Origin of the sequence: Bradyrhizobium macuxiense, from assembly GCF_001542415.1 — a bacterium.
GTDB classification, from domain to species: Bacteria; Pseudomonadota; Alphaproteobacteria; order Rhizobiales; family Xanthobacteraceae; genus Bradyrhizobium; species Bradyrhizobium macuxiense.
Genome location: NZ_LNCU01000081.1, coordinates 51691 through 70069, shown reverse-complemented (window position 1 = coordinate 70069; position 18379 = coordinate 51691). Strand labels below are relative to the sequence as shown.

Annotated in this window: 17 protein-coding genes and 1 pseudogene; 7 read left to right on the top strand and 11 right to left on the bottom strand. The window is 63.9% G+C overall.

Annotated features, from left to right (window positions below; genetic code table 11):
• Positions 1-352 precede the first annotated feature (352 nt).
• Entirely contained in the window at positions 353-613 is a 261-nt protein-coding gene (locus AS156_RS42320; protein WP_136626397.1) for a hypothetical protein, read from the top strand.
• A gap of 141 nt (positions 614-754) precedes the next feature.
• Here AS156_RS42320 and AS156_RS45660 read toward each other — a convergent pair.
• From AS156_RS45660 to AS156_RS23520, 7 genes and pseudogenes are all read right to left on the bottom strand, one after another.
• Positions 755-1136: pseudogene (locus AS156_RS45660) on the bottom strand (S1 RNA-binding domain-containing protein); the annotation flags it as partial.
• Positions 1137-1176: 40 nt separating this feature from the next.
• Entirely contained in the window at positions 1177-2406 is a 1230-nt protein-coding gene (locus AS156_RS23545) for an ABC transporter substrate-binding protein (protein ID WP_066509184.1), read from the bottom strand.
• Positions 2407-2704: 298 nt separating this feature from the next.
• Positions 2705-5041 carry a Tex family protein gene (locus tag AS156_RS23540; protein ID WP_066509183.1) on the bottom strand — a complete coding sequence of 779 codons (2337 nt, stop codon included), beginning with the start codon at positions 5039-5041 and terminating at the stop codon, positions 2705-2707.
• Between the two features lie 120 nt (positions 5042-5161).
• Positions 5162-6016, bottom strand: a complete 855-nt coding sequence (locus AS156_RS23535) for an amidohydrolase family protein (protein WP_066509179.1) — start codon at positions 6014-6016, stop codon at positions 5162-5164.
• Entirely contained in the window at positions 6013-7059 is a 1047-nt protein-coding gene (locus AS156_RS23530; protein WP_066509177.1) for an aldo/keto reductase, read from the bottom strand. The genes AS156_RS23535 and AS156_RS23530 overlap by 4 nt, the downstream gene beginning before the upstream one ends.
• 146 nt (positions 7060-7205) lie before the next feature.
• Complete coding sequence (locus AS156_RS23525) at positions 7206-8531, bottom strand: MFS transporter (RefSeq protein ID WP_066509175.1); 1326 nt, start codon at positions 8529-8531, stop codon at positions 7206-7208.
• Between the two features lie 360 nt (positions 8532-8891).
• Positions 8892-11216, bottom strand: coding sequence for a molybdopterin guanine dinucleotide-containing S/N-oxide reductase (locus AS156_RS23520; RefSeq protein WP_066509470.1), 2325 nt, complete (start codon positions 11214-11216; stop codon positions 8892-8894).
• A gap of 371 nt (positions 11217-11587) precedes the next feature.
• Here AS156_RS23520 and AS156_RS23515 point away from each other — a divergent pair, with 371 nt between their 5' ends.
• The gene (locus AS156_RS23515) at positions 11588-12376 is read left to right on the top strand and encodes a transglycosylase SLT domain-containing protein (protein ID WP_245313025.1); all 789 of its coding nucleotides are present in this window, start codon (positions 11588-11590) and stop codon (positions 12374-12376) included.
• A 36-nt stretch (positions 12377-12412) separates the two neighbouring features.
• Here AS156_RS23515 and AS156_RS23510 read toward each other — a convergent pair whose 3' ends face one another.
• The 3 genes from AS156_RS23510 to AS156_RS23500 are packed head-to-tail and all read right to left on the bottom strand — an operon-like array spanning position 12413 to position 14653.
• Positions 12413-12799 (bottom strand): TadE/TadG family type IV pilus assembly protein, encoded by a 387-nt coding sequence (locus tag AS156_RS23510; protein ID WP_082747693.1) that lies wholly within the window; start codon positions 12797-12799, stop codon positions 12413-12415.
• Positions 12796-13299, bottom strand: a complete 504-nt coding sequence (locus AS156_RS23505; protein WP_082747692.1) for a TadE/TadG family type IV pilus assembly protein — start codon at positions 13297-13299, stop codon at positions 12796-12798. The genes AS156_RS23510 and AS156_RS23505 overlap by 4 nt, the downstream gene beginning before the upstream one ends.
• A 46-nt stretch (positions 13300-13345) precedes the next feature.
• Positions 13346-14653, bottom strand: coding sequence for a TadE/TadG family type IV pilus assembly protein (locus AS156_RS23500; protein WP_082747691.1), 1308 nt, complete (start codon positions 14651-14653; stop codon positions 13346-13348).
• 505 nt (positions 14654-15158) lie between these two features.
• Here AS156_RS23500 and AS156_RS23495 point away from each other — a divergent pair.
• The 5 genes from AS156_RS23495 (at position 15159) to AS156_RS23475 (ending at position 17377) form a co-directional block, all read left to right on the top strand.
• Complete coding sequence (locus AS156_RS23495) at positions 15159-15818, top strand: hypothetical protein (RefSeq protein WP_066509461.1); 660 nt, start codon at positions 15159-15161, stop codon at positions 15816-15818.
• Entirely contained in the window at positions 15815-16081 is a 267-nt protein-coding gene (locus AS156_RS23490; protein WP_066509173.1) for an HGGxSTG domain-containing protein, read from the top strand. The genes AS156_RS23495 and AS156_RS23490 overlap by 4 nt, the downstream gene beginning before the upstream one ends.
• Positions 16082-16198: 117 nt before the next feature.
• Positions 16199-16462 (top strand): very short patch repair endonuclease, encoded by a 264-nt coding sequence (locus AS156_RS23485; protein WP_066509169.1) that lies wholly within the window; start codon positions 16199-16201, stop codon positions 16460-16462.
• Positions 16443-16712 carry a hypothetical protein gene (locus tag AS156_RS23480; protein ID WP_066509168.1) on the top strand — a complete coding sequence of 90 codons (270 nt, stop codon included), beginning with the start codon at positions 16443-16445 and terminating at the stop codon, positions 16710-16712. The genes AS156_RS23485 and AS156_RS23480 overlap by 20 nt, the downstream gene beginning before the upstream one ends.
• Positions 16709-17377 carry a hypothetical protein gene (locus AS156_RS23475; RefSeq protein WP_066509165.1) on the top strand — a complete coding sequence of 223 codons (669 nt, stop codon included), beginning with the start codon at positions 16709-16711 and terminating at the stop codon, positions 17375-17377. Before AS156_RS23480 ends, AS156_RS23475 begins: the two co-directional genes overlap by 4 nt.
• Positions 17378-17926: 549 nt before the next feature.
• Here AS156_RS23475 and AS156_RS44825 read toward each other — a convergent pair.
• A partial coding sequence (locus tag AS156_RS44825) for a TetR/AcrR family transcriptional regulator (RefSeq protein ID WP_245313023.1) occupies positions 17927-18379 on the bottom strand: 453 nt, incomplete at its 5' end.

Here is an 18379-nt window from a genome sequence, read left to right as displayed (position 1 = left end):
ACGCTTCCCGCGGACGGCGGTTGCTGTTCGGAACACAGCCCGCCCATAGACCTTAGACCAAGAGCATCCGGTCGCCCCCGTGCCGGAGCCAACCGGGCTACGCGTCTCCCAGAGGAGCAAGACATCCGCTTCGCGACATCCCTCAGCCTCTTCAAGCTGACGTTTGCGATTTGCGCACGGACTTTCCGTCACGCTGTGCGCGGGAGACCAAGAAGCCCAACCTTCCGCGTACTAGTCTCACTCATCGTGATCGACGCCGCGATGTGGCGAATCTCACATTCGGCACGAGCATGACAGCGCATTTTTCTGGACGCGATTGAAAGCTCGGCTGGGTATTTCACAGGAGCTTACCATGACGAAAATCATTCTTGTTTCGATAGCAGTTGCTTCTCTTTCTACGACGGCACTCGCTGATGCACGAATGGCAGGACACCGGACCCACCATCACCACCTCGTGATGGGTACCGGGCTCAGTCCCGCGCTGCTCAACGCAAATGCCAGTCTCGGCGGCGATAGCAGTGACCACGCGATGCGTATCCGGAACCTTCACGATTCCGGCTACAACCCGAAGAACGACTTCGACTCCTCCGGCAATGTGTGGGTTGGCAATTGACGGCGGGCGGGAGGGAATAGCCCTCCTTCCAAGCGAGTTCGGGCGGATGCCCGCCCTGGGGCGAGAGGCGGCGCTATGATGCTGCCAAAGGTGTCCGCTTTCAGCATGAAAGCGGACACCCTCGTTGTATGAGCCTACGTCTCAGGTCGGCTTGCCGCGTCCACTCTTTTCGGCAGCACGGCGCAGGGCGTCGGCGAGCGCCGCCGCCGGACTGCTCCTGACGGCGCGGTGCCGATGACGACATCTTGGCCGAGCCGCGCGAGAAATCGCGCGACGCTCCGGCATTGTCCTTCTTCGGACCGATCTCGTCGTCGAGGCGCAGCGTCAGCGCGATGCGCTTGCGCGCGACCTCGACGTCAAGCACCTTCACCTTGACGATGTCGCCCGGCTTCACCACCTCGCGCGGGTCCTTGATGAAGTTCCTGGACATCGCCGAGATGTGCACGAGGCCGTCCTGGTGCACGCCGATGTCGACGAAGGCGCCGAACGCGGCGACGTTGGTCACCGTGCCCTCGAGGATCATGGCCACATTCGATCCGTTGCAGCGGATCGGAGGAACCGGCCTAGCCTCCAATTTCGGCACTGAGCAACGGACCGAACAGCTCCCATCTATCGCCCTTGAACCTTCTCAGCCGTACCTGCTTGATCGGCGCGAAGTCGATCTGGCTCGTGTTGATCTTGATGCCGGGCAGCAGGTTCGCGGTCCTGAAGTCCTTGAGGCCAGCAGCCTGCTTCATCACGTTCTCACGTGTGAGATTGTCGCCGCACTGCTTCAGCACCTGAACCAGGGTCTGAGCCATATTGTATCCGGTCACAACGAAACTATCGGCGCGATCACCCCCCGGAAAATCCTTGGCGAGAAATTCGTCGAAGGCCTTCATGCCGGGATCATCCTTCCATTGGGGATCAAGCGGATCCATCAGATAGGCCACCGAAATGATGTTCTGCGCATTTTCGAGACCAGCCGGCTTGATGACGGCACCGATCGAGCTGCTGACGATGTTGAGGAGATGCAATGGTCTCCAGCCGATTTCCGCCGCCTTCCTGATGGCCTGCGCGGCAAACTTCGGCGTGGTGATATCGACGAAGACGTCAGCACCGAGTGACTTCATCTTCACAATATGCGAGTCGATGGTCGGCTCGGCCACCTCGTAGGCGTCCTTTACAACGATCTTGGACGCGGCGCTGTCGCCAAGGCCATCCATTAGACCTCTGAGGTAGTCCTTCCCGTAGTCGTCGTCCTGGTAAAGTACGGCAATCCTGGCGTTCGGTTTCTCCTTCAAGATATACTTCGCGTAGATCCGTGCCTCGTTCTGATAGTTCGGCTGCCAGCCCATGGTCCATGGGAAATTCTGCGGATCATTCCACTTGGTCGCGCCGGTGGAGATGAACAGCTGCGGCACCTTTTTCGTATTCATATACTTCTGAATGGCCGTGTTGGACGGCGTGCCAAGCGACCCGAAGATCAGCAGCACCCCATCGCTCTCGACCAGCTTGCGGGCCTGTTCGACTGCTTTCGGCGGGCTGTAAGCGTCGTCGTACGAAATGAAGTTGATCTTGCGACCGTTGATGCCGCCTTCGGCATTGACCTTGCGAAAAAACGCTGCCTCGGTCCTCCCGATGACTCCGTATGCCGATGCCGGTCCGCTATACGGCATGATGTTGCCGATTTTGATTTCCGTATCCGTGGCGCCGGGATCGTATTTTCTCTGGGCAGACGCGCCGCTTCCACTGACTCCGAGTAAAATGATGGCGGTCGAAAACGCCGCCAATCGTCGCGAGACGAAGGACATTTCGTTTCTCCCTATGAATCAATGAATGTGCCTGTTTGTCTCGGGACCTCTTGCGGGTCCCCTCATTCGCATTGAACACCGTCTATCGGAACCTGTCGATGTCGGAGAACGCCATCTCCGCCGCGCTCCGATGCGATCGGGTCAGCATGACTGACACGGTCGCAACTGAAAGCGGACGTACCCAGGCGGCCTCGCCGCGTCGCCTTTGGGACCCAAGGCGACCACTCCGATTTTAGAGGCAGCTGAGCTTCTTCGCAGCATCGCGAAAGCCGACAGCTTCGTCTTGTGAATAGACGCCTCAGGTCGGCTTGCCGCGTCCACTCTTTTCGGCAGCACGGCGCAGGGCGTCGGCGAGCGCGCCGCCGCCGGACTGCTCCTGACGGCGCGGTGCCGATGACGACATCTTGGCCGAGCCGCGCGAGAAATCGCGCGACGCTCCGGCATTGTCCTTCTTCGGACCGATCTCGTCGTCGAGGCGCAGCGTCAGCGCGATGCGCTTGCGCGCGACCTCGACGTCAAGCACCTTCACCTTGACGATGTCGCCCGGCTTCACCACCTCGCGCGGGTCCTTGATGAAGTTCCTGGACATCGCCGAGATGTGCACGAGGCCGTCCTGGTGCACGCCGATGTCGACGAAGGCGCCGAACGCGGCGACGTTGGTCACCGTGCCCTCGAGGATCATGCCTTTCTTGAGGTCCTTGACCTCCTCGACACCTTCCTTGAACACCGCGGCCTTGAACGCCGGACGCGGGTCGCGGCCGGGCTTCTCCAGTTCGCGCAGGATGTCGGTGACGGTCGGCAGACCGAACGTGTCGTCGACGAAGGATTGCGGCTTGAGCCCGCGCACCACGTCGGAATTGCCGATCAGCGCCTTGATGTCGCTCTTGGTCGCTTCGAGAATACGCCGCACCACCGGATAGGCTTCCGGGTGCACGCCCGACGTATCGAGCGGGTCGTCGCCATTGGTGATGCGCAGGAAGCCGGCGCATTGCTCGAACGCCTTCGGCCCGAGCCGCGGCACCTCCTTCAGGGCCTTGCGCGACTTGAACGGGCCGTTGGCGTCGCGATGCTGCACGATGCTCTGTGCCAGCCCCTGCCCGATGCCCGACACGCGCGCCAGCAGCGGGACGGACGCGGTGTTGGCATCGACGCCGACCGCGTTCACGCAATCTTCCACCACGGCGTCGAGCGAGCGCGCCAGCTTGGCCTCGCCGAGATCGTGCTGGTACTGGCCGACGCCGATCGCCTTCGGATCGATCTTGACGAGTTCCGCCAGCGGATCCTGCAGGCGGCGCGCGATCGAGACCGCGCCGCGCATGGTGACGTCGAGCTCGGGCAATTCGCTCGAGGCGAAGGCGGAGGCCGAATAGACCGACGCGCCGGCCTCGGAGACGACGATCTTGGTCATCTTCAAGTCAGGCAGCCGCTTCACCAATTCGGTCGCGAGCTTGTCGGTTTCGCGCGAGGCGGTGCCGTTGCCGATTGCGATCAGCTCGACGCGGTGCTCGATCGCGAGCTTGCCGAGAATGGCGAGCGCCTCGTCCCAGCGCCGCTGCGGCTCGTGCGGGAAGATCGCCGTCGTCGCCAGCACCTTGCCGGTGGCATCGACCACCGCGACCTTGACGCCGGTGCGATAGCCGGGATCGAGCCCCATCGTCGCACGCGCGCCGGCCGGCGCCGCGAGCAGGAGGTCGCGCAGGTTCGAGGCGAACACGCGCACCGCCTCGGTCTCGGCCGCGGTCCACAGCCGCATGCGCAGATCGATATTGAGATGGATCTGGATCTTGGTACGCCAGGCCCAGCGCACCGTCTCCGTCAGCCACTTGTCGCCCTTGCGGCCCTGGTTGGAGACGCCGAAGCGATTCATGATCTTCAACTCGTAGGCGCCGGGCACGCCGGCGGCGGGCGCTTGCGCCTCCGGCTTGATCTGCAGGTCGAGAATCTCTTCCTTCTCGCCGCGGAACAGCGCCAGGATGCGGTGCGACGGCAGCTTCGGCAGCGGCTCGCTGAAGTCGAAATAATCCTTGAATTTCTCGCCCTCGGTTTTCTTGCCGTCGCGCACCGTGGAAGCCATGATGCCGTTCGACCACATCTCCTCGCGCAGCGCGCCGATCAAATCGGCATCCTCGGCAAAGCGCTCGACCAGGATCGCGCGCGCGCCTTCGAGCGCGGCGGCGACATCGGCGACCTGCTTCTCGGTATCGATGAAGGGCGCGGCGGCCTCGTTCGGATCGTTTTGCGGCTGCGCCAGCAGCATGTCGGCGAGCGGCTCGAGCCCGGCTTCCTTGGCGATCTCCGCCTTGGTGCGGCGCTTCGGCTTGTAGGGAAGGTAGATATCCTCGAGCCGGCCCTTGCTGTCGGCGGCCATGATCTGAGCTTCGAGCGCGGCGTCGAGCTTTCCCTGCTCGCGAATCGAGTTGAGCACAGCGGTACGGCGCTCCTCGAGCTCGCGCAAATAGGTCAGGCGCTCTTCCAGCGTGCGCAGCTGGGCGTCATCGAGCGCGCCGGTCAATTCCTTGCGGTATCGCGCAATGAACGGCACCGTCGCGCCGCCGTCGAGCAGCGTGACCGCCGCCTCGACCTGCTCGTCGCGAACCCCCAGCTCCTGCGCAATCTGATGATGAATCTTGGCCACGCTCGTCTCTCTGAACCCGTGGCGCCGACGGACGTCCGACGGCGCGGAGGCCGCTTATGGACCATCCCGGATTGATTCATCAAGGCGCGCTGTGGATCAAATTTGGCGGCCCACCGCGCGTTATGTCCCGGATGTGTGTCTTCCGCGACTTGACAAATAGATGCGCGCCGCATTGCCGCCGTAGATTGCCGCCTTCTCGTCCTGCGACAGATCGGCCAACAGGCTCTCGCTGGCCGCGAACCAGCTCGCATAGCCGCCGGCCAGATTGACCACTGGCCAGTCGCTGCCCCACAGCATCCGCTGCGGCCCGAAGCAGCCGAGGACGTGGTCGACGGCCGCGCGCAAATCGTCAACTTTCCAGTTCGGCGGCGCCTCGGTAACCAGGCCGGAGAGCTTGCAGACGACATTGGCGCGCGTAGCGAGCTGCGCGATGTCGTCCTTCCAGGACGCGATGTCGCCGCCGGCGAGATTAGGCTTAGCGAAATGGTCGAGCACGAACTGCAGATCGGGATGGCGGTCGACCACCTGCACGAGCCTCGGGAGGTGCCGCGGCAACGCCAGCGCGTCGAACACGATGTCATGCCGCGCCATGGCTTCGCATTGCGCCGCGAGGGCCGGACGCAGCAGCCAGTCGTCATCGGCGATATCCTGTACCATCGGCCGCAGGCCGACGAGCAGCTCACGCGCCGCGATCGCGTCGATCCGCGCCACCGCATCGTCGGCATCAAAGTCGATCCAGCCGACCACGCCGCGCACCACCTCCCCGCCTTTGGCGACGTCGAGCATGAAATCCGTCTCCGCCTCGGTCGGCGCGGCCTGCACCAGGATGGTGCCCTCGATCCCGGCCGCGGCAAGATGCGGCGCCAGGTCGGCGAGGCCGAAATCGCGATAGATCGGCGCGAGCTCGGGCGTCAGCCAGCCGTAATCGGCACGCGCCAGCGTCCAGACATGATGATGGGCGTCGATCCGCATCATGCCGGCACCGGCGCGTTGTCGTCGAGCAGACGCTCGGCCTTGAGGTCGCGCCACAGCGCCGACGGCACCGATGACGACAGCGCGGCGACATTGCGTTCGACCTCCTGCGGCGTCTGCGCGCCGAGCACGAGGCTGGCGACAGCCGGATGGCCCAATGCGAAGTGCAGCGCGGCGGTCGGCAGCGCGACCTGATGGGCGCGGCAGACGCGCTCGATCGCGGCCACCTTCTGCATCACATCGGGCGGCGCGTCCTTGTAATTGTATTTGGCGCCCGCGACCGCGCCGGTCGCCAGAATGCCGGAATTGAACACGCCGCCCAGCATCATGCCGATGCCCTGTGCCTGCGCGAGCGGCAGGAACTCGGCAAGCGCCGGCTGCTCCAGCAGCGAATAACGGCCGGCGAGCAGCATGGTGTCGAACGTGCCGGCCTTGGCGAAGCGCACGCACATGTCGGCCTCGTTGACGCCGATCCCGATGCCCTTGACGACGCGCTCGGAGCGCAGCCTGTCGAGCGCGACATAGGCTCCGTCCATCGCCTCGCGAAACCGCGCCTCGATCGCGTCGGCCCCATGGGTCCAGACGTCGACATCATGGATCAGCAGCAAATCGAGCCGGTCGGTGCCGAGCCGCAGCAGCGACTGCTCCACCGAGCGCATCGTGCCGTCATAGGAATAATCCACCACCGCGCGATGCGGCTGCCCGCCGACGAAATTGGAGCCGCCGCCGCGGTCGTGGAACGGGTCCATCCAGCGCCCGACCTTGGTGCAGACGACGATGTCGTCGCGCACCACGCGGCGCAGCGCGGTTCCGCTGCGATGCTCGGCCAGGCCGTGACCGTAGAGCGGGGAGGAATCCAGCAGGTTCACGCCAAGCGCAAATGCCCGCTCCGCCGCCGCTATCGCCGTGGCATCGTCGAGATGCGCGAACAGATCGCCGAGCGGCGCGGTTCCGAAGCCGAGGATCGAGACGTCGAGCCCGGTCCGGCCGAGCCGGCGGCGCGGCAATGTCTGGATGGCTTGACGGGAGGATTGCTGCTGGTTCATTGGCGCGCCTCGCTCGCGATTGTTCTTGCTTGCGGGCAGAGTAGCGTTGCCGGGGCTGATCGCGCAAGCGGGCATGCGAGGCAGCCGGCCGGACAACCGCAACCCGCGCGGCGTGCACAGCCGCGCGGGTCAGCGATCATCGTCGATCAGGCATGCTCCTCGGAAATGTCGCGGTTGGTGTAGTCCGGCAGCATCGCGGTCGCGATGATGCTGACGACGGCGCAGAATAGGATATAAGCCGCGATCGCGTAGCCCGATCCGAAGCTTGCCAGCAGCGCGGTCGCGATCAGCGGCGCGGGACCGCCCGAGATCACCGAGGAGAGCTGGTAGCCGATCGACGCGCCGCTGTAGCGCAGGCGCGGCGTGAAGCATTCGGCGATCAGGGCTGCCTGCGGTCCATACAGGAGGTCGTGCGGCACGAATGACAGCACGATGGCGATGAACATCCAGACCGGCACGGTCGTATCCAGCAGCGCGAAGTAGATGAAGCCGTAGATGCCGGTCAGGACCGCACCGATCAGGTACATCCGCTTGCGCCCGATGATATCCGAGAAGTGCCCGGCGAGCGGGATCGTTACCATTGAAACAAGACCGGCGACGATCAGCGAGGTGAGCAGGAAATCGCGCGGCGCGTGCAGGACCTGGGTTCCGTAGGCGAACACGAAGGCAAGATAGATGTAGGCCGGCGCCTGCTCGGCCATCCGCGCCAGCGCGGTGAGGATGATAGCGCCCGGTTGACGCTTGATCACTTCGAGAACCGGAACGCGCTCGACGCGCCGTTCGGCGACGATGCGGCGAAATGCGGGGGTCTCGAGAATCCCGAGCCGAATATAAAGTCCGACGGCCACCATCACGATGCTGAGCATGAACGGGATGCGCCAGCCCCAGACCAGGAATTGATCGCCGGAGATGCGGCTGAACACCAGCACCGCGATGTTCGCGAGCAGCAGGCCGCCCGGGCCGCCGAGTTGCGGCCATGACGTGATGAAGCCGCGATGCTTGTTGGTGCGCGCCCATTCCATCGCCAGCAACACCGAGCCGCCCCATTCGCCGCCCACACCCACGCCCTGGATGAAGCGAATGATCGTGAGGATGACGGCGCCCCAGATGCCTGCGGTCTCGTAGGTCGGAACGAAGCCGACGGCAAAGGTCGCGAGCCCGGTCAGCAGCAAGGTCGCGATCAGCGTCGCCTTGCGGCCGATGCGATCACCATAATGACCGAAGATCATCGCGCCGATCGGGCGGGCGATAAAGCCCACCGTGTAGATGGCAAACGCCTCCAGCACGCCGACGAGAGGATCGGACTTCGGAAAGAACAGCTTGCCGAAGACAAGGCCGGTCACCGTGCTATAGAGCAGGAAGTCGTACCACTCGATCGTGGTCCCCACGGTGCTCGCGATAACGGCGCGACGCAGCTGGGCGTGGTGGTCGGACTCGGATAAGGCATCGGACGTCACGTGGATCGTCGTCATAAGGGCTCCTCCTCACAGGCCCTTGCTTGACGATTCCGGCACGGATCTTGCGTCGCTCTCCCCTGATTCCCGTTTCTTATTGCGCGGCGCATGACCACGAATCGCAAGAAAGGGCTCAAGAATTGACAGCGCAAGCTTGATCCCGCCCCCCGATGCGAGCAATGCGCACTTAGTAGCAAGACAGGGAGCCACAGCATCACGCCGCGAGCGGCACGACAGCGGCGGACGCGAGTGTTGCGATGCAGCGGCCGATCAAGCCGACTGTCGAGTCTTCGTAGACCCTTGTTAGATCCTTGGGCCGTCCGCTCGGCTCACGATCTCGCGCTGCAGTCTGCGCGGCGAGGCGCTACACGTGTTGCGTTACACCGGATCGAACGCGCGGATCGGCGGCAGATTGCCGTTGAAGCGCTCGACCTCGACCGTCGTGAGCTGCCCGGTGCAGCCCTGCGCGAAGGACGACGTGCCGATGTCGCGCGTGAGCACGTTCGGATTGCCGTGAACGCAGAGCGGAGCCTCGTCCTCGGGATCCATCGGGTCGTACCACGCGCCGGTCGGAAGCTGGATGATCCCGGCAGCAATCGCCTCCGTGACACGCACCGCCGCAAGGCATGCGCCGCGCGAATTGAACAGGCGGATGATATCGCCGTCGGCGATGCCACGGGGTTCAGCGTCACGCGGGTTCATGCGCGCGACCTCGCGACCGCGATGCTTGGCCTCGGTCGAATGTCCGCCGAAGTCGAGCTGACTGTGCAGCCGCGTCGTCGGTTGATTGGCGACGAGGAAGAGCGGCGAGGCAGCCTTTGGAGTGTCGGTCTTCTCGAGCCAGACCGGATGGCCCGGACAGTCGGCATCGCCATGGCCCGCGATCTTCGCCGAGAAGATCTCGATGCGCCCGCTCGGCGTCGGCAGCGGCCGGGCAACCGGATCCTCGCGGAAGCGGCGCAATTTCCCGCCGTCGTCGGGATGTTGCGGCACGACCAGGCTGCCGCTTTCCCAGAATTCCTCGAAGCTCGGGGCGGCAAGTCCCTGCGTCGCGAGCGAGGCGCGTGTCGGCTCGTAGAGATGTCTCAGCCATTGCTGTGACGTGCGCCCTTCGGTGAAGGCATCGCGGGCGCCGAGGCGCTCGGCGAGATCGGCGAAAATGTCATAGTCGTCGCGCGCCAGACCGTAGGGCTCTGCAATCTGGTGCATCGCGACCATCAGCGGATCGTTGGAGGAATAGCCGATGTCCTCGCGCTCGAGCGTCATCGTGGACGGCAGCACGATGTCGGCGTGCCGGGCCGTGGCGGTCCAGGCGAGTTCATGCACCACCAGCGTGTCGAGCCGGGCAAAGGCCTTGCGCAGGCGGTTGAGATCCTGGTGATGATGGAAGGGATTGCCGCCGGCCCAGTAGACCAGACGGATGTCCGGATAGGTGCGTGTCGCGCCGTTGTAGCGGTAGGTCGCGCCGGGATTGAGCAGCATGTCGGCGATGCGCGCCACCGGAATGAAATCGGCGACACCGTTGCGGCCCTGGCCGAGGGTCGGCCCCGGCACCGCATTCACGCGCCGGCCGTAGTAACCGATCGCGCCCAGCGAATAGGCGTAGCCGCCGCCGGGAAGGCCGATCTGGCCGAGTGCTGCCGCCAGCACCATGCCCATCCATACCGGCTGTTCGCCATGTTCGGCGCGCTGCATGGAATGCGACACGGTGATCAGCGCCCGCCGCCCGGCGAGGCGACGCGCGAGCGTCCGGATGGTGCTCGCGTCGATGCCGCAGATCGATGCGGCCCATTCCGCGTCCTTCGGCTGGCCGTCGGCCTCGCCGTTCAGATAGCGCAGGAAGACCGGCCAGCCTTCGGTGTAGCGATCGAGGAAGGCCTGATCGTGCAGGCCTTCGCCGACCAGCGTGTGGACGATGCCCATCATCAGGGCGGTGTCGGTGCCGGGGGTTGCCGTCAGCCATTCCGCACCGGCCTCGGCGGGCATATCATCACGCAGCGGGCTGACCAGGATGAACTCGCAGCCGCGCCGGCGCGCCGCTTCCATGGCGCCGCGCTCGACATGCTTGCTGATCGAGCCGCCGGCGACCATCGAGTTCTTCAGCGCCATGCCGCCGAACGCCAGCACGATCTCGCTTTCGGTGGCGATCTGCTCCCACGTGACGTTGTGCTTGGTGATCTCCTCATAGCCCGCCAGGATCTGCGGCAGCAGCACCGAGGATGCCCCCGAGGAATAGCTGTTCACCGAACGCACGTAGCCGCCCATCGCCATGTTCAGGAAACGATGAACCTGGCTCTGCGCATGATGGAAGCGGCCCGCGCTGGACCAACCATAGGAACCGCCGAACACCGCGCCGGGGCCGCGCGTGTCGCGGATGCGCGTCAACTCACCGCCGAGAAGATCCAGCGCCTTCTCCCAGCTGACGGAGACGAATTCGTCGCGGCCGCGCCGGTCGTCGGGTCCGGGCCCACGCTCGAGCCAGCCGCGACGGATCGCCGGCTGCGCGATGCGGGCACCGTGCCGCAAGGCGGCCGGGAAATTGTCGATGATCCCGTTCGGGTCAGGATCTCCCCCATACGGCCGGACTTCGAGACGATTATTCTCCCGCAAACGCGCCGAAAAGACGCCCCAATGCGACGTGTGCGGCTTGAAACCCTCGGACAGGTCCAGGCCGGGATCGGGGTAGCCAATCGTCTCGTTCATCGCGTCGTCCTTGTCGCAGGGGGCTGCATCGTCAGCCATTGGCAGAAGTATATGGCCGGTAACAATAAAGCGCCTCCCAATATCGTCGCATTCAGGTCCGCCGGAAACGCAGGGCGCTTCGCACGGGCGATGTGGGGATCGATCCCCGGGCAGGGTCCGGTTCGTCAGGACACTGGCAATCTTTTGGCTCTAGTGTGGCCTGCGTTCCGAATTCGCCTCGCGGCGGAGGAGCCGCACCACCGACGCGAATTCGGGGCATGTTCCGCGGCACGCTCAACCGCGGCAGCGACTGCCGCGTATAATTGCTCAACAGGCTGACGATCTCCGTGTCCTCCTTGCCCGCCGCCAAGCCCGCCGCTCGCAAGAGGCGCATGCGGCAAGGCCGGATCATTCGCTTCGCTCACGGCTGGCACGTCGCGCGCAGGATGCGGCGAAAGCTCGCCGCGATGCCGCGCGCGTTACGGATTGCTGTCGTCGGCGCGGCGATCGTCGTGCTCCTCCCGCTTGCCAACGTTGCCTATCAGGTCGCCCGCAAGCCGACGGAGCTGTTCTTTTTCGTCGGCACCGCGCTCGACAAGGAGCCGCCCGAAACCTGGCGACAGTACGGAGCACACTTCCGCACCTACTCCACCGACACCGTCACGCCTGAGCTGCTGGCGGCGCTGGCGCAGACCGAGAGCTCCGGCAATCCGGTGACGCGCACCTATTGGCGTTGGCGGCTGACCTGGAATCCTCTCGCGATATACAAGCCCGCCTCGAGCGCCGTCGGCCTGTATCAAATGACAGACCCGGCTTTCGCCGAGGCAAACCGCCATTGCATCCGCCAGCACGCTGTCGTCGCCACGGGCTGCTGGTTCAACAGTCTCCATATCCGCGTGCTGCCGAGCCACGCCACGGAACTCGCGGCTGTGTATCTGGACCGCAATGTTGCCAGTGTTCTCGCCGCCGCGCCGAAGAGCACGGCCACTCCGCAGCAGAAGCAGGATCTCGCCGCGGTCATCCATCTCTGCGGCGCCGGCCCCGGCCAGAGCTTCGTGCGCCGCGGCTTCCAGCCGGCCGCCGGCGAGCACTGCGGCGACCACCTCGTCTCCGCGTATCTTGCGCGGGTCAATGGGATGAAGCGTCAATTCTTGAAGCTTGCGGCGAGCGACAAGACCTGACGCGCAAGCCGCGTCCTCGCCTGATTCACTCGCCGTTCAGGCCGGAAAGCAGGCCGCCGCGGTCAGCGTGAGCGGGGCCATGTTGAGGACTTGGGGAAACTGGAACTGATAGCTCGCGCTCACCTGGTTGCCGCAGGCGGGTGAAGCGTAGGTGAACGTCGAGGCCGGCAGGCTCAGGCCGAACGCCTGCTGGCTGGCGTAGGTGGTGATCACGTCGGGCTTGCTCGTGGGACAGAGCGTGGTGTTCACGCTCGCGCATCGCGCGGCAATCTCGACCCCATGCTGCAATCCCGCCTGCGTCCACAGCAGCAGGCCGACCTCGATGATGCCGAACACGAACGCGAAGAACAGCGGCGCGATCAGGCCGAATTCGAGCGCGGACGTACCACGGCGATCGCCCCACAGTGCTCCTGCAATCCTCATTGCAATCTCACCGTCGATTGCATGCTGATCGAGTAGCTGGTCGGAACGACCTGGTAGTTGATGATCGTCCAGTAGAGCGCCTGCGCGGTCACCGTGGTATAGGTGCCGGCCAATGCGCCTCCCGGGCAGACGCTGCCGCAGGTCATGCTGTTGACACCGGAGGCCGTCGCGCAGCCACAATATTTGGTGGGACCGGGATTGGCGGTGATCGCGGTGGAATTCGTCGCGTTGGCGACCGCGGCGGAAATCCCGTTGGCGTCGAAGCCGTGCGCAACGGCATATTCGACGCCGGCCTGCGCCGCGTCCTCGACCTGCATCTTGCGATAGACCGCGAGCCCGACGTCGACGACCGAGATCACCATCAGCGTCAGCAGCGGCACCAGAACGCCGAACTCGATGGCGGCAGCGCCGCGCGTATTGTCGCGGAAATGCCCGAGCAGGCGACGCGGGCCGCGACGCCGACGGGAGCGGCACTCACCACATGCATTACCCGTTGTCATCTCAATACTCCGACCTAATCAACAATTTTCAATCAATGTTCCGGGCTTACTCGACGAGTTGCGCCGTCGTCGTGCCGATGGTGCTGCCGCCCAGGGCAGCGCAATTGACCTGAAGATTCGAGCTGCCGGTAAGGGAGACCGTATCGGCGATGACCTGCGTGCACGAGGCGGTCGTGCCGTTGCCGCCGCTGAACTGCAGGCTCGCCTTCGGCAGGTAGATGGCGCCGTTGAAATTCTGCGTGCCGCCGCCCTGCAGCGAAAAGCCCGCGCCTGTCGTCATGTTGCGGTCGCCATACATCACGATGCCCTGGGTCGGCCCGGAGGCCGGGGCCGTCAGGTTGACAATGGCGTTGCTGCCGATGTTGGCGGTCGCCCAGCCGTTGCTGGCCGAACCGGTGAAGACGAGCGTCACTCCCGAACTGCCGGTGCCGGTGCAGGTGCTGCACGTGACGGTCGCGTTGCCTTGCACCGACAAGCCCCCGCCCGAGCCGTAAAAGTAGTAGATGCCGGGGGTCAGATCCAGCGTGTATCCGGATTGCACCGAAACCAGACCGCTGTAGCACACCCCCGGCGAGATCGACGTTGCCTTCCCGCTGCTGTTGATTTTTTGATTGGCGGGGTTGCATGGCGTCGGCGTCGCAGGGGGAGAAACGGTCGCATAGGGATCGGCGACCGGCCTGATGCCGCTCCGAATGCCGTTCGGCGCCGTGATGTTGCTCGCGCCGGAGATGGTGCCGACCGCTCCGACCAGGTTGGCGGCCACCTTTGCCGTGCCGCTGACGTTGATCGAGGGGGCAGCGCTGGAGTCGCTGTAGAGATTGCAGTTGATCAGATTGAGATTGTTGCTGCCGCTCACGCTCACGGCCGAGCTGGCCGTGGGATCGAGCGCAAGCACACAGCCGGTACCTGGATTGGTGAGCGCGACGGCGCGGGCCGAGATGGGGACCGTACCGGAGCCGAACAACGCCGACAGGAGCCGCGGTTGCGCCTGCCTGACGATGACTTCGACGGCCTGGGAGTTCGACGAGAAGCTTCCCGTCGAGGGCGGCTGGTTCACCGTGACGGTGACGTTGTTGGCGCCGTTGGTGTAGCCGTAGAACGCGGTGACGGCCCCGGCCTCGACGGCGAGATTGGTGCCCGCGGTGGCCGCGCTGACGGCGGCTGAATCGGCCGCACTCAACATGTTCTTGTGCTTGAAGAACCACCATGCGACTTCGGTGCCGAGGCCTGCCGCCCCGGCCAGCACAGGCAGTATCAACGCGACGAGGATCGCGTAACTGCCGGACTGATCCCGCACGAAGCGACCCAAAAGGTCATCTCGACGGGTGCGCCGCTTCTCCGGCGCCGGCCTCATTTGCGAGGGTATTCCCACTTCCGCCTCCCAACTCTTGAAGGCCGTCATGTTGTCCTCGGCGTTCGCGTGGCTGATCCGACAACACTAGCGCGGGGCGATTTAACGCGGGCTGTCCGGGGACGACGAAACTTCGGGCGCGCGCATAACGCTTCGTTATCCAATTGGGATCGGCTCCGGGATACTACGGATTGTCCGGGTTGAAGCGACCGAGGGTGCCGCCGGCACGCAGCCGCGAAGGCGGGCGCCGCCAAATATCGAAAAACAACCCCATGCAAAGGAGCGGACGGCCGCCGGCGCGCGACAAGGCAACTTGACACGTCGGGCAACTCACGAGTACATTTCTATTATTCCGAAATCGTTGCGACACCCCTCGCACGCCCGCCGGCCGTCATCGCGGCCGCGACGCCTCACCCAGTTGAAACTGCATGGCTCGCCGCAGCGAAGGAATCGCCTGCGCGTGGCCGAACCGCGCGCGCGTCCGGCGCGCGCATCAGGAAGGATCGACATGACCACTGCTCCTGAACTCTCCGTGCCGACGACGGCCGCCGCAACCGGCCAGACCCAGGCCGCCGCAACGCCGCGGGTGAAATTCTCGCCGCAGGGCTTCTTCATCGACCACCCCGACCCGAAGCTCGGCGAACGGCTCATGGCTGACGCATTGGGGGCCGGCGATCGCGACGCGATGGACGGCATCCTCCGGCAATTGGTCAAGGCCAGCGCGAGCGGAGGACGTCCCGACGAGGTCAACCTCTCCTTCATGGTCTCGATGGTGCAGAGCATTCGCCCACGGGATTCCGTCGAGGCGATGCTGGTGGCGCAGATGGTCTCGGTTCATGTGATGGCGATGCGATGCGCCCAGCACCTCGCCAATGCAAACGACCTCGCCCAGCACGACAGCGCGGCGCGCGCCCTCGGCCGGCTCGCCCGCACCTTTCCCGCCCAGATCGAGGCGCTGAACCGCTACCGCAGCCATGGCGAGCCAGCCATCACCGTGCAGAACGTGAAGGTGGCGGACGGCGGCAAGGCCATCGTCGGCAACGTCACCCAGCACGCGAGCGTGATCGTCTCCGACAACACCCCGGCATCCGCAGGCCGCGCGCCGAAGCCCGCACGATCCAGGCGGCAACGCGATTGCGCCGATGCCGGGCAGGACGCCCAGGCATGAGCGACCACATCAGCCATACCGGGGCGATGCTGGCGAGCCCGCGCTGCGGCGCCAAAACCCGCACCGGCGGCGCGTGCCGCGCGCCGGCGGTCTCAGGCCGAAAGCGCTGCCGCATGCACGGCGGCGCAAAGGGATCTGGCGCGCCAAGGGCAAACCGGAACGCGCGCAAGCACGGCCTGTTCACCAGGGACGCGATCTCCGAGCGAAGGGAGATTCGGGCGTTGTTGGGGGAGGCGCGGAGGATGCTGGAGGGGATGAAGTGATGGGGCTTGACCGACGCGGGCTCTTCTTGTTTCGCAACACTTCTTCGAGGACGCCCTCGAAGCGATGGTTCCATCCCCAACCCCATTCTTGCCAACAACTTCCACCAAATAAACAAGATGGCTGACAACCTCGACCCGATCCAACGAAGTGCGCTCATGTCACGGATTGGGCCGCTCAATTCGAAGCCCGAGATGATCGTGCGAAGTTGCTTGCACAGGATGGGTTATCGCTTTGCCTTGCATGACTCCAAACTTCCCGGGACGCCCGACATAGTTCTAAGAAAATACTATACGATATTCTTTGTGCACGGCTGTTTCTGGCACCGCCATGTTGGGTGCAAGAAGGCGACCATCCCCGAAGATGGCGAGCCAGCTCTCTGACGAACTCGATAAGTGGATCAAGCGTGTAAGGCAGACGCGCACAATTTTTAGTTCGCTTTCTGACGAGGAAAGCCGCAGGCGACGTCAAACCTTCATTGCAAAGTCAGCAATCGAACAGTTTTTGGCGCAAGCAGAGCCTTTTATGGCGGGCGTCGAGACTGACATTGAGGATGTCGACCCGGACTTGAGACTTCCTGCCGGCACGTTTGCCGAATGGTCTGCGCTCTTCCAGAATGTATTCAGGACGTGAAAAAGACCGATCTGAAGAAGCGGGTAGTCGATTTCCTAGAGTTGCCACAGTCTGCCGTCGAAAGGCTTCCCACAGCGGCCTTGGAACTGCTCGGTAGTCAGCAAGCGAAGGCTGAGGCCGCGACCCTGTTCGATATTCTTCGTTCTTCAACTCTCGGGTTGCGAGGCCGAGAGGCGACCGACCGGAAACCTCAGCTTGAACAAGACGCACGCATCATTGCAGCGAGACTGTCGGCATGGCTAAATTTCATACTGGCGCCGCAGGATATTATTGTTGACGCTCCACATCTTGCTCAACGATGCCCGAGCCTAATCTCGAACAAGCTCACCGCCGCCGGGCTCACAAAGACATGCACCATTGGCTCTGATCAAAGCGTCTTTCCGACGGAGTCTGTGGAGAAAGCGAGATTCCGAAAGCATTTTTGGTTTGATAGACCCGTCTGGTTCTGGACAGAAATTGAACGTCTGCGACTTACGCAAGAAGTCAGCGACCCGTGGCATAGTATCAACGACCGCTTTGTTTTCTGCGAAGATGTCTCTTCGTTTAAGCCAAGAGCGACAGCCAAAAGCTTCCAAAGCGACCTAATTTCTCCGTACCGAACACGGTTCGTTAGTCGTGTGCCTGACATCGACTACCAACCGGCTCATCGCTTGGCGCTCGCCTGAGGTCAATGTGTCTACGGACATCCTGCCTTTGCTGATCGAACTAACCAATGCGGGACAAGTTTCCGCACAGTCAAATCGCGGCCAGAGTTCGGAAGCTCAAGTACAACAAACTATCGGCGGAGCGGCCGGACAAGCCTTCACAACCGAAGCCGAACTAGGCAGCATGATAAAAAACGACGCGGCTTTCTCTACGCTTACGACGCGGCGCTTCATCCGACTTCCCGACGTCGCTAGAGGGCAACTGACAATCAGCCCGATGGCTTTTTTGGATGGCGACCTTTCGCAAACGCACCCCTATCTTCGCGTGCAGCTAGTGATAGTCGCTCATAGCGTTGCGGCAGGCATTTCACCTCAGTGTTTGATAATGCGCTTCGAAACGCCAGAGACCAGCGGAGACCCTGCAGGAGCAGGAGAGCATGACTACTACCATTCTCAATTGTGTACTGAATTGCGCATCGACCGATCCACAAGGACGTTCAAAATACCGCAATGCATTGCGTGGAGCGCCACCTCATGTCCGGCATGGCCCGTAAGCGCTCGCTGCCCATCTCACCCCTTCCCCACACTCGCATCGATCAACAGCTTCGCCACCGTCACCGCCGACTGCGCCGGGCCGTCTTCCGACTGCTGGCCGGTGCTGTAGATGCCTTCGATCAGCAGCAGCAGGCCGTCACCGAGCACGGCGGGGTGACGGGCGCCCATGGCGGCGGCGAGCTCGCGCAGGCGCTTGCGGAAGACCTTCTTGTGCGCTTCGGCGACCTGCCGCGCGGGATTGTCGCGCGACGGATATTCGATCGTCGCGTTGCTCAGCCCGCAGCCGCGATAGCCTTCGCGCACGGCGCGCGTGGACAGCACTCTGACATAGGCGAGCACGTGCTCGCGCGCATCGCTGTATGATTTTCCGCCGGGGTTCTCGAACTTCTCCCAAAAATCGAGATCGTAGTCGCGCATATAGGCGGCGGCGAGTTCGTCCTTGGAGGCGAAGCTGCGATAGAGGCTCGG

Coding starts and splice junctions, on each gene's coding strand:
- AS156_RS42320 (WP_136626397.1), top strand. CDS start 353: ATGACGAAAATCATTCTTGTTTCGATAGCAGTTGCTTCTCTTTCTACG.
- AS156_RS23545 (WP_066509184.1), bottom strand. CDS start 2,406: ATGTCCTTCGTCTCGCGACGATTGGCGGCGTTTTCGACCGCCATCATT.
- AS156_RS23535 (WP_066509179.1), bottom strand. CDS start 6,016: ATGATGCGGATCGACGCCCATCATCATGTCTGGACGCTGGCGCGTGCC.
- AS156_RS23530 (WP_066509177.1), bottom strand. CDS start 7,059: ATGAACCAGCAGCAATCCTCCCGTCAAGCCATCCAGACATTGCCGCGC.
- AS156_RS23525 (WP_066509175.1), bottom strand. CDS start 8,531: ATGACGACGATCCACGTGACGTCCGATGCCTTATCCGAGTCCGACCAC.
- AS156_RS23520 (WP_066509470.1), bottom strand. CDS start 11,216: ATGAACGAGACGATTGGCTACCCCGATCCCGGCCTGGACCTGTCCGAG.
- AS156_RS23515 (WP_245313025.1), top strand. CDS start 11,588: ATGCGGCAAGGCCGGATCATTCGCTTCGCTCACGGCTGGCACGTCGCG.
- AS156_RS23510 (WP_082747693.1), bottom strand. CDS start 12,799: ATGAGGATTGCAGGAGCACTGTGGGGCGATCGCCGTGGTACGTCCGCG.
- AS156_RS23505 (WP_082747692.1), bottom strand. CDS start 13,299: ATGACAACGGGTAATGCATGTGGTGAGTGCCGCTCCCGTCGGCGTCGC.
- AS156_RS23500 (WP_082747691.1), bottom strand. CDS start 14,653: ATGAGGCCGGCGCCGGAGAAGCGGCGCACCCGTCGAGATGACCTTTTG.
- AS156_RS23495 (WP_066509461.1), top strand. CDS start 15,159: ATGACCACTGCTCCTGAACTCTCCGTGCCGACGACGGCCGCCGCAACC.
- AS156_RS23490 (WP_066509173.1), top strand. CDS start 15,815: ATGAGCGACCACATCAGCCATACCGGGGCGATGCTGGCGAGCCCGCGC.
- AS156_RS23485 (WP_066509169.1), top strand. CDS start 16,199: ATGGCTGACAACCTCGACCCGATCCAACGAAGTGCGCTCATGTCACGG.
- AS156_RS23480 (WP_066509168.1), top strand. CDS start 16,443: ATGGCGAGCCAGCTCTCTGACGAACTCGATAAGTGGATCAAGCGTGTA.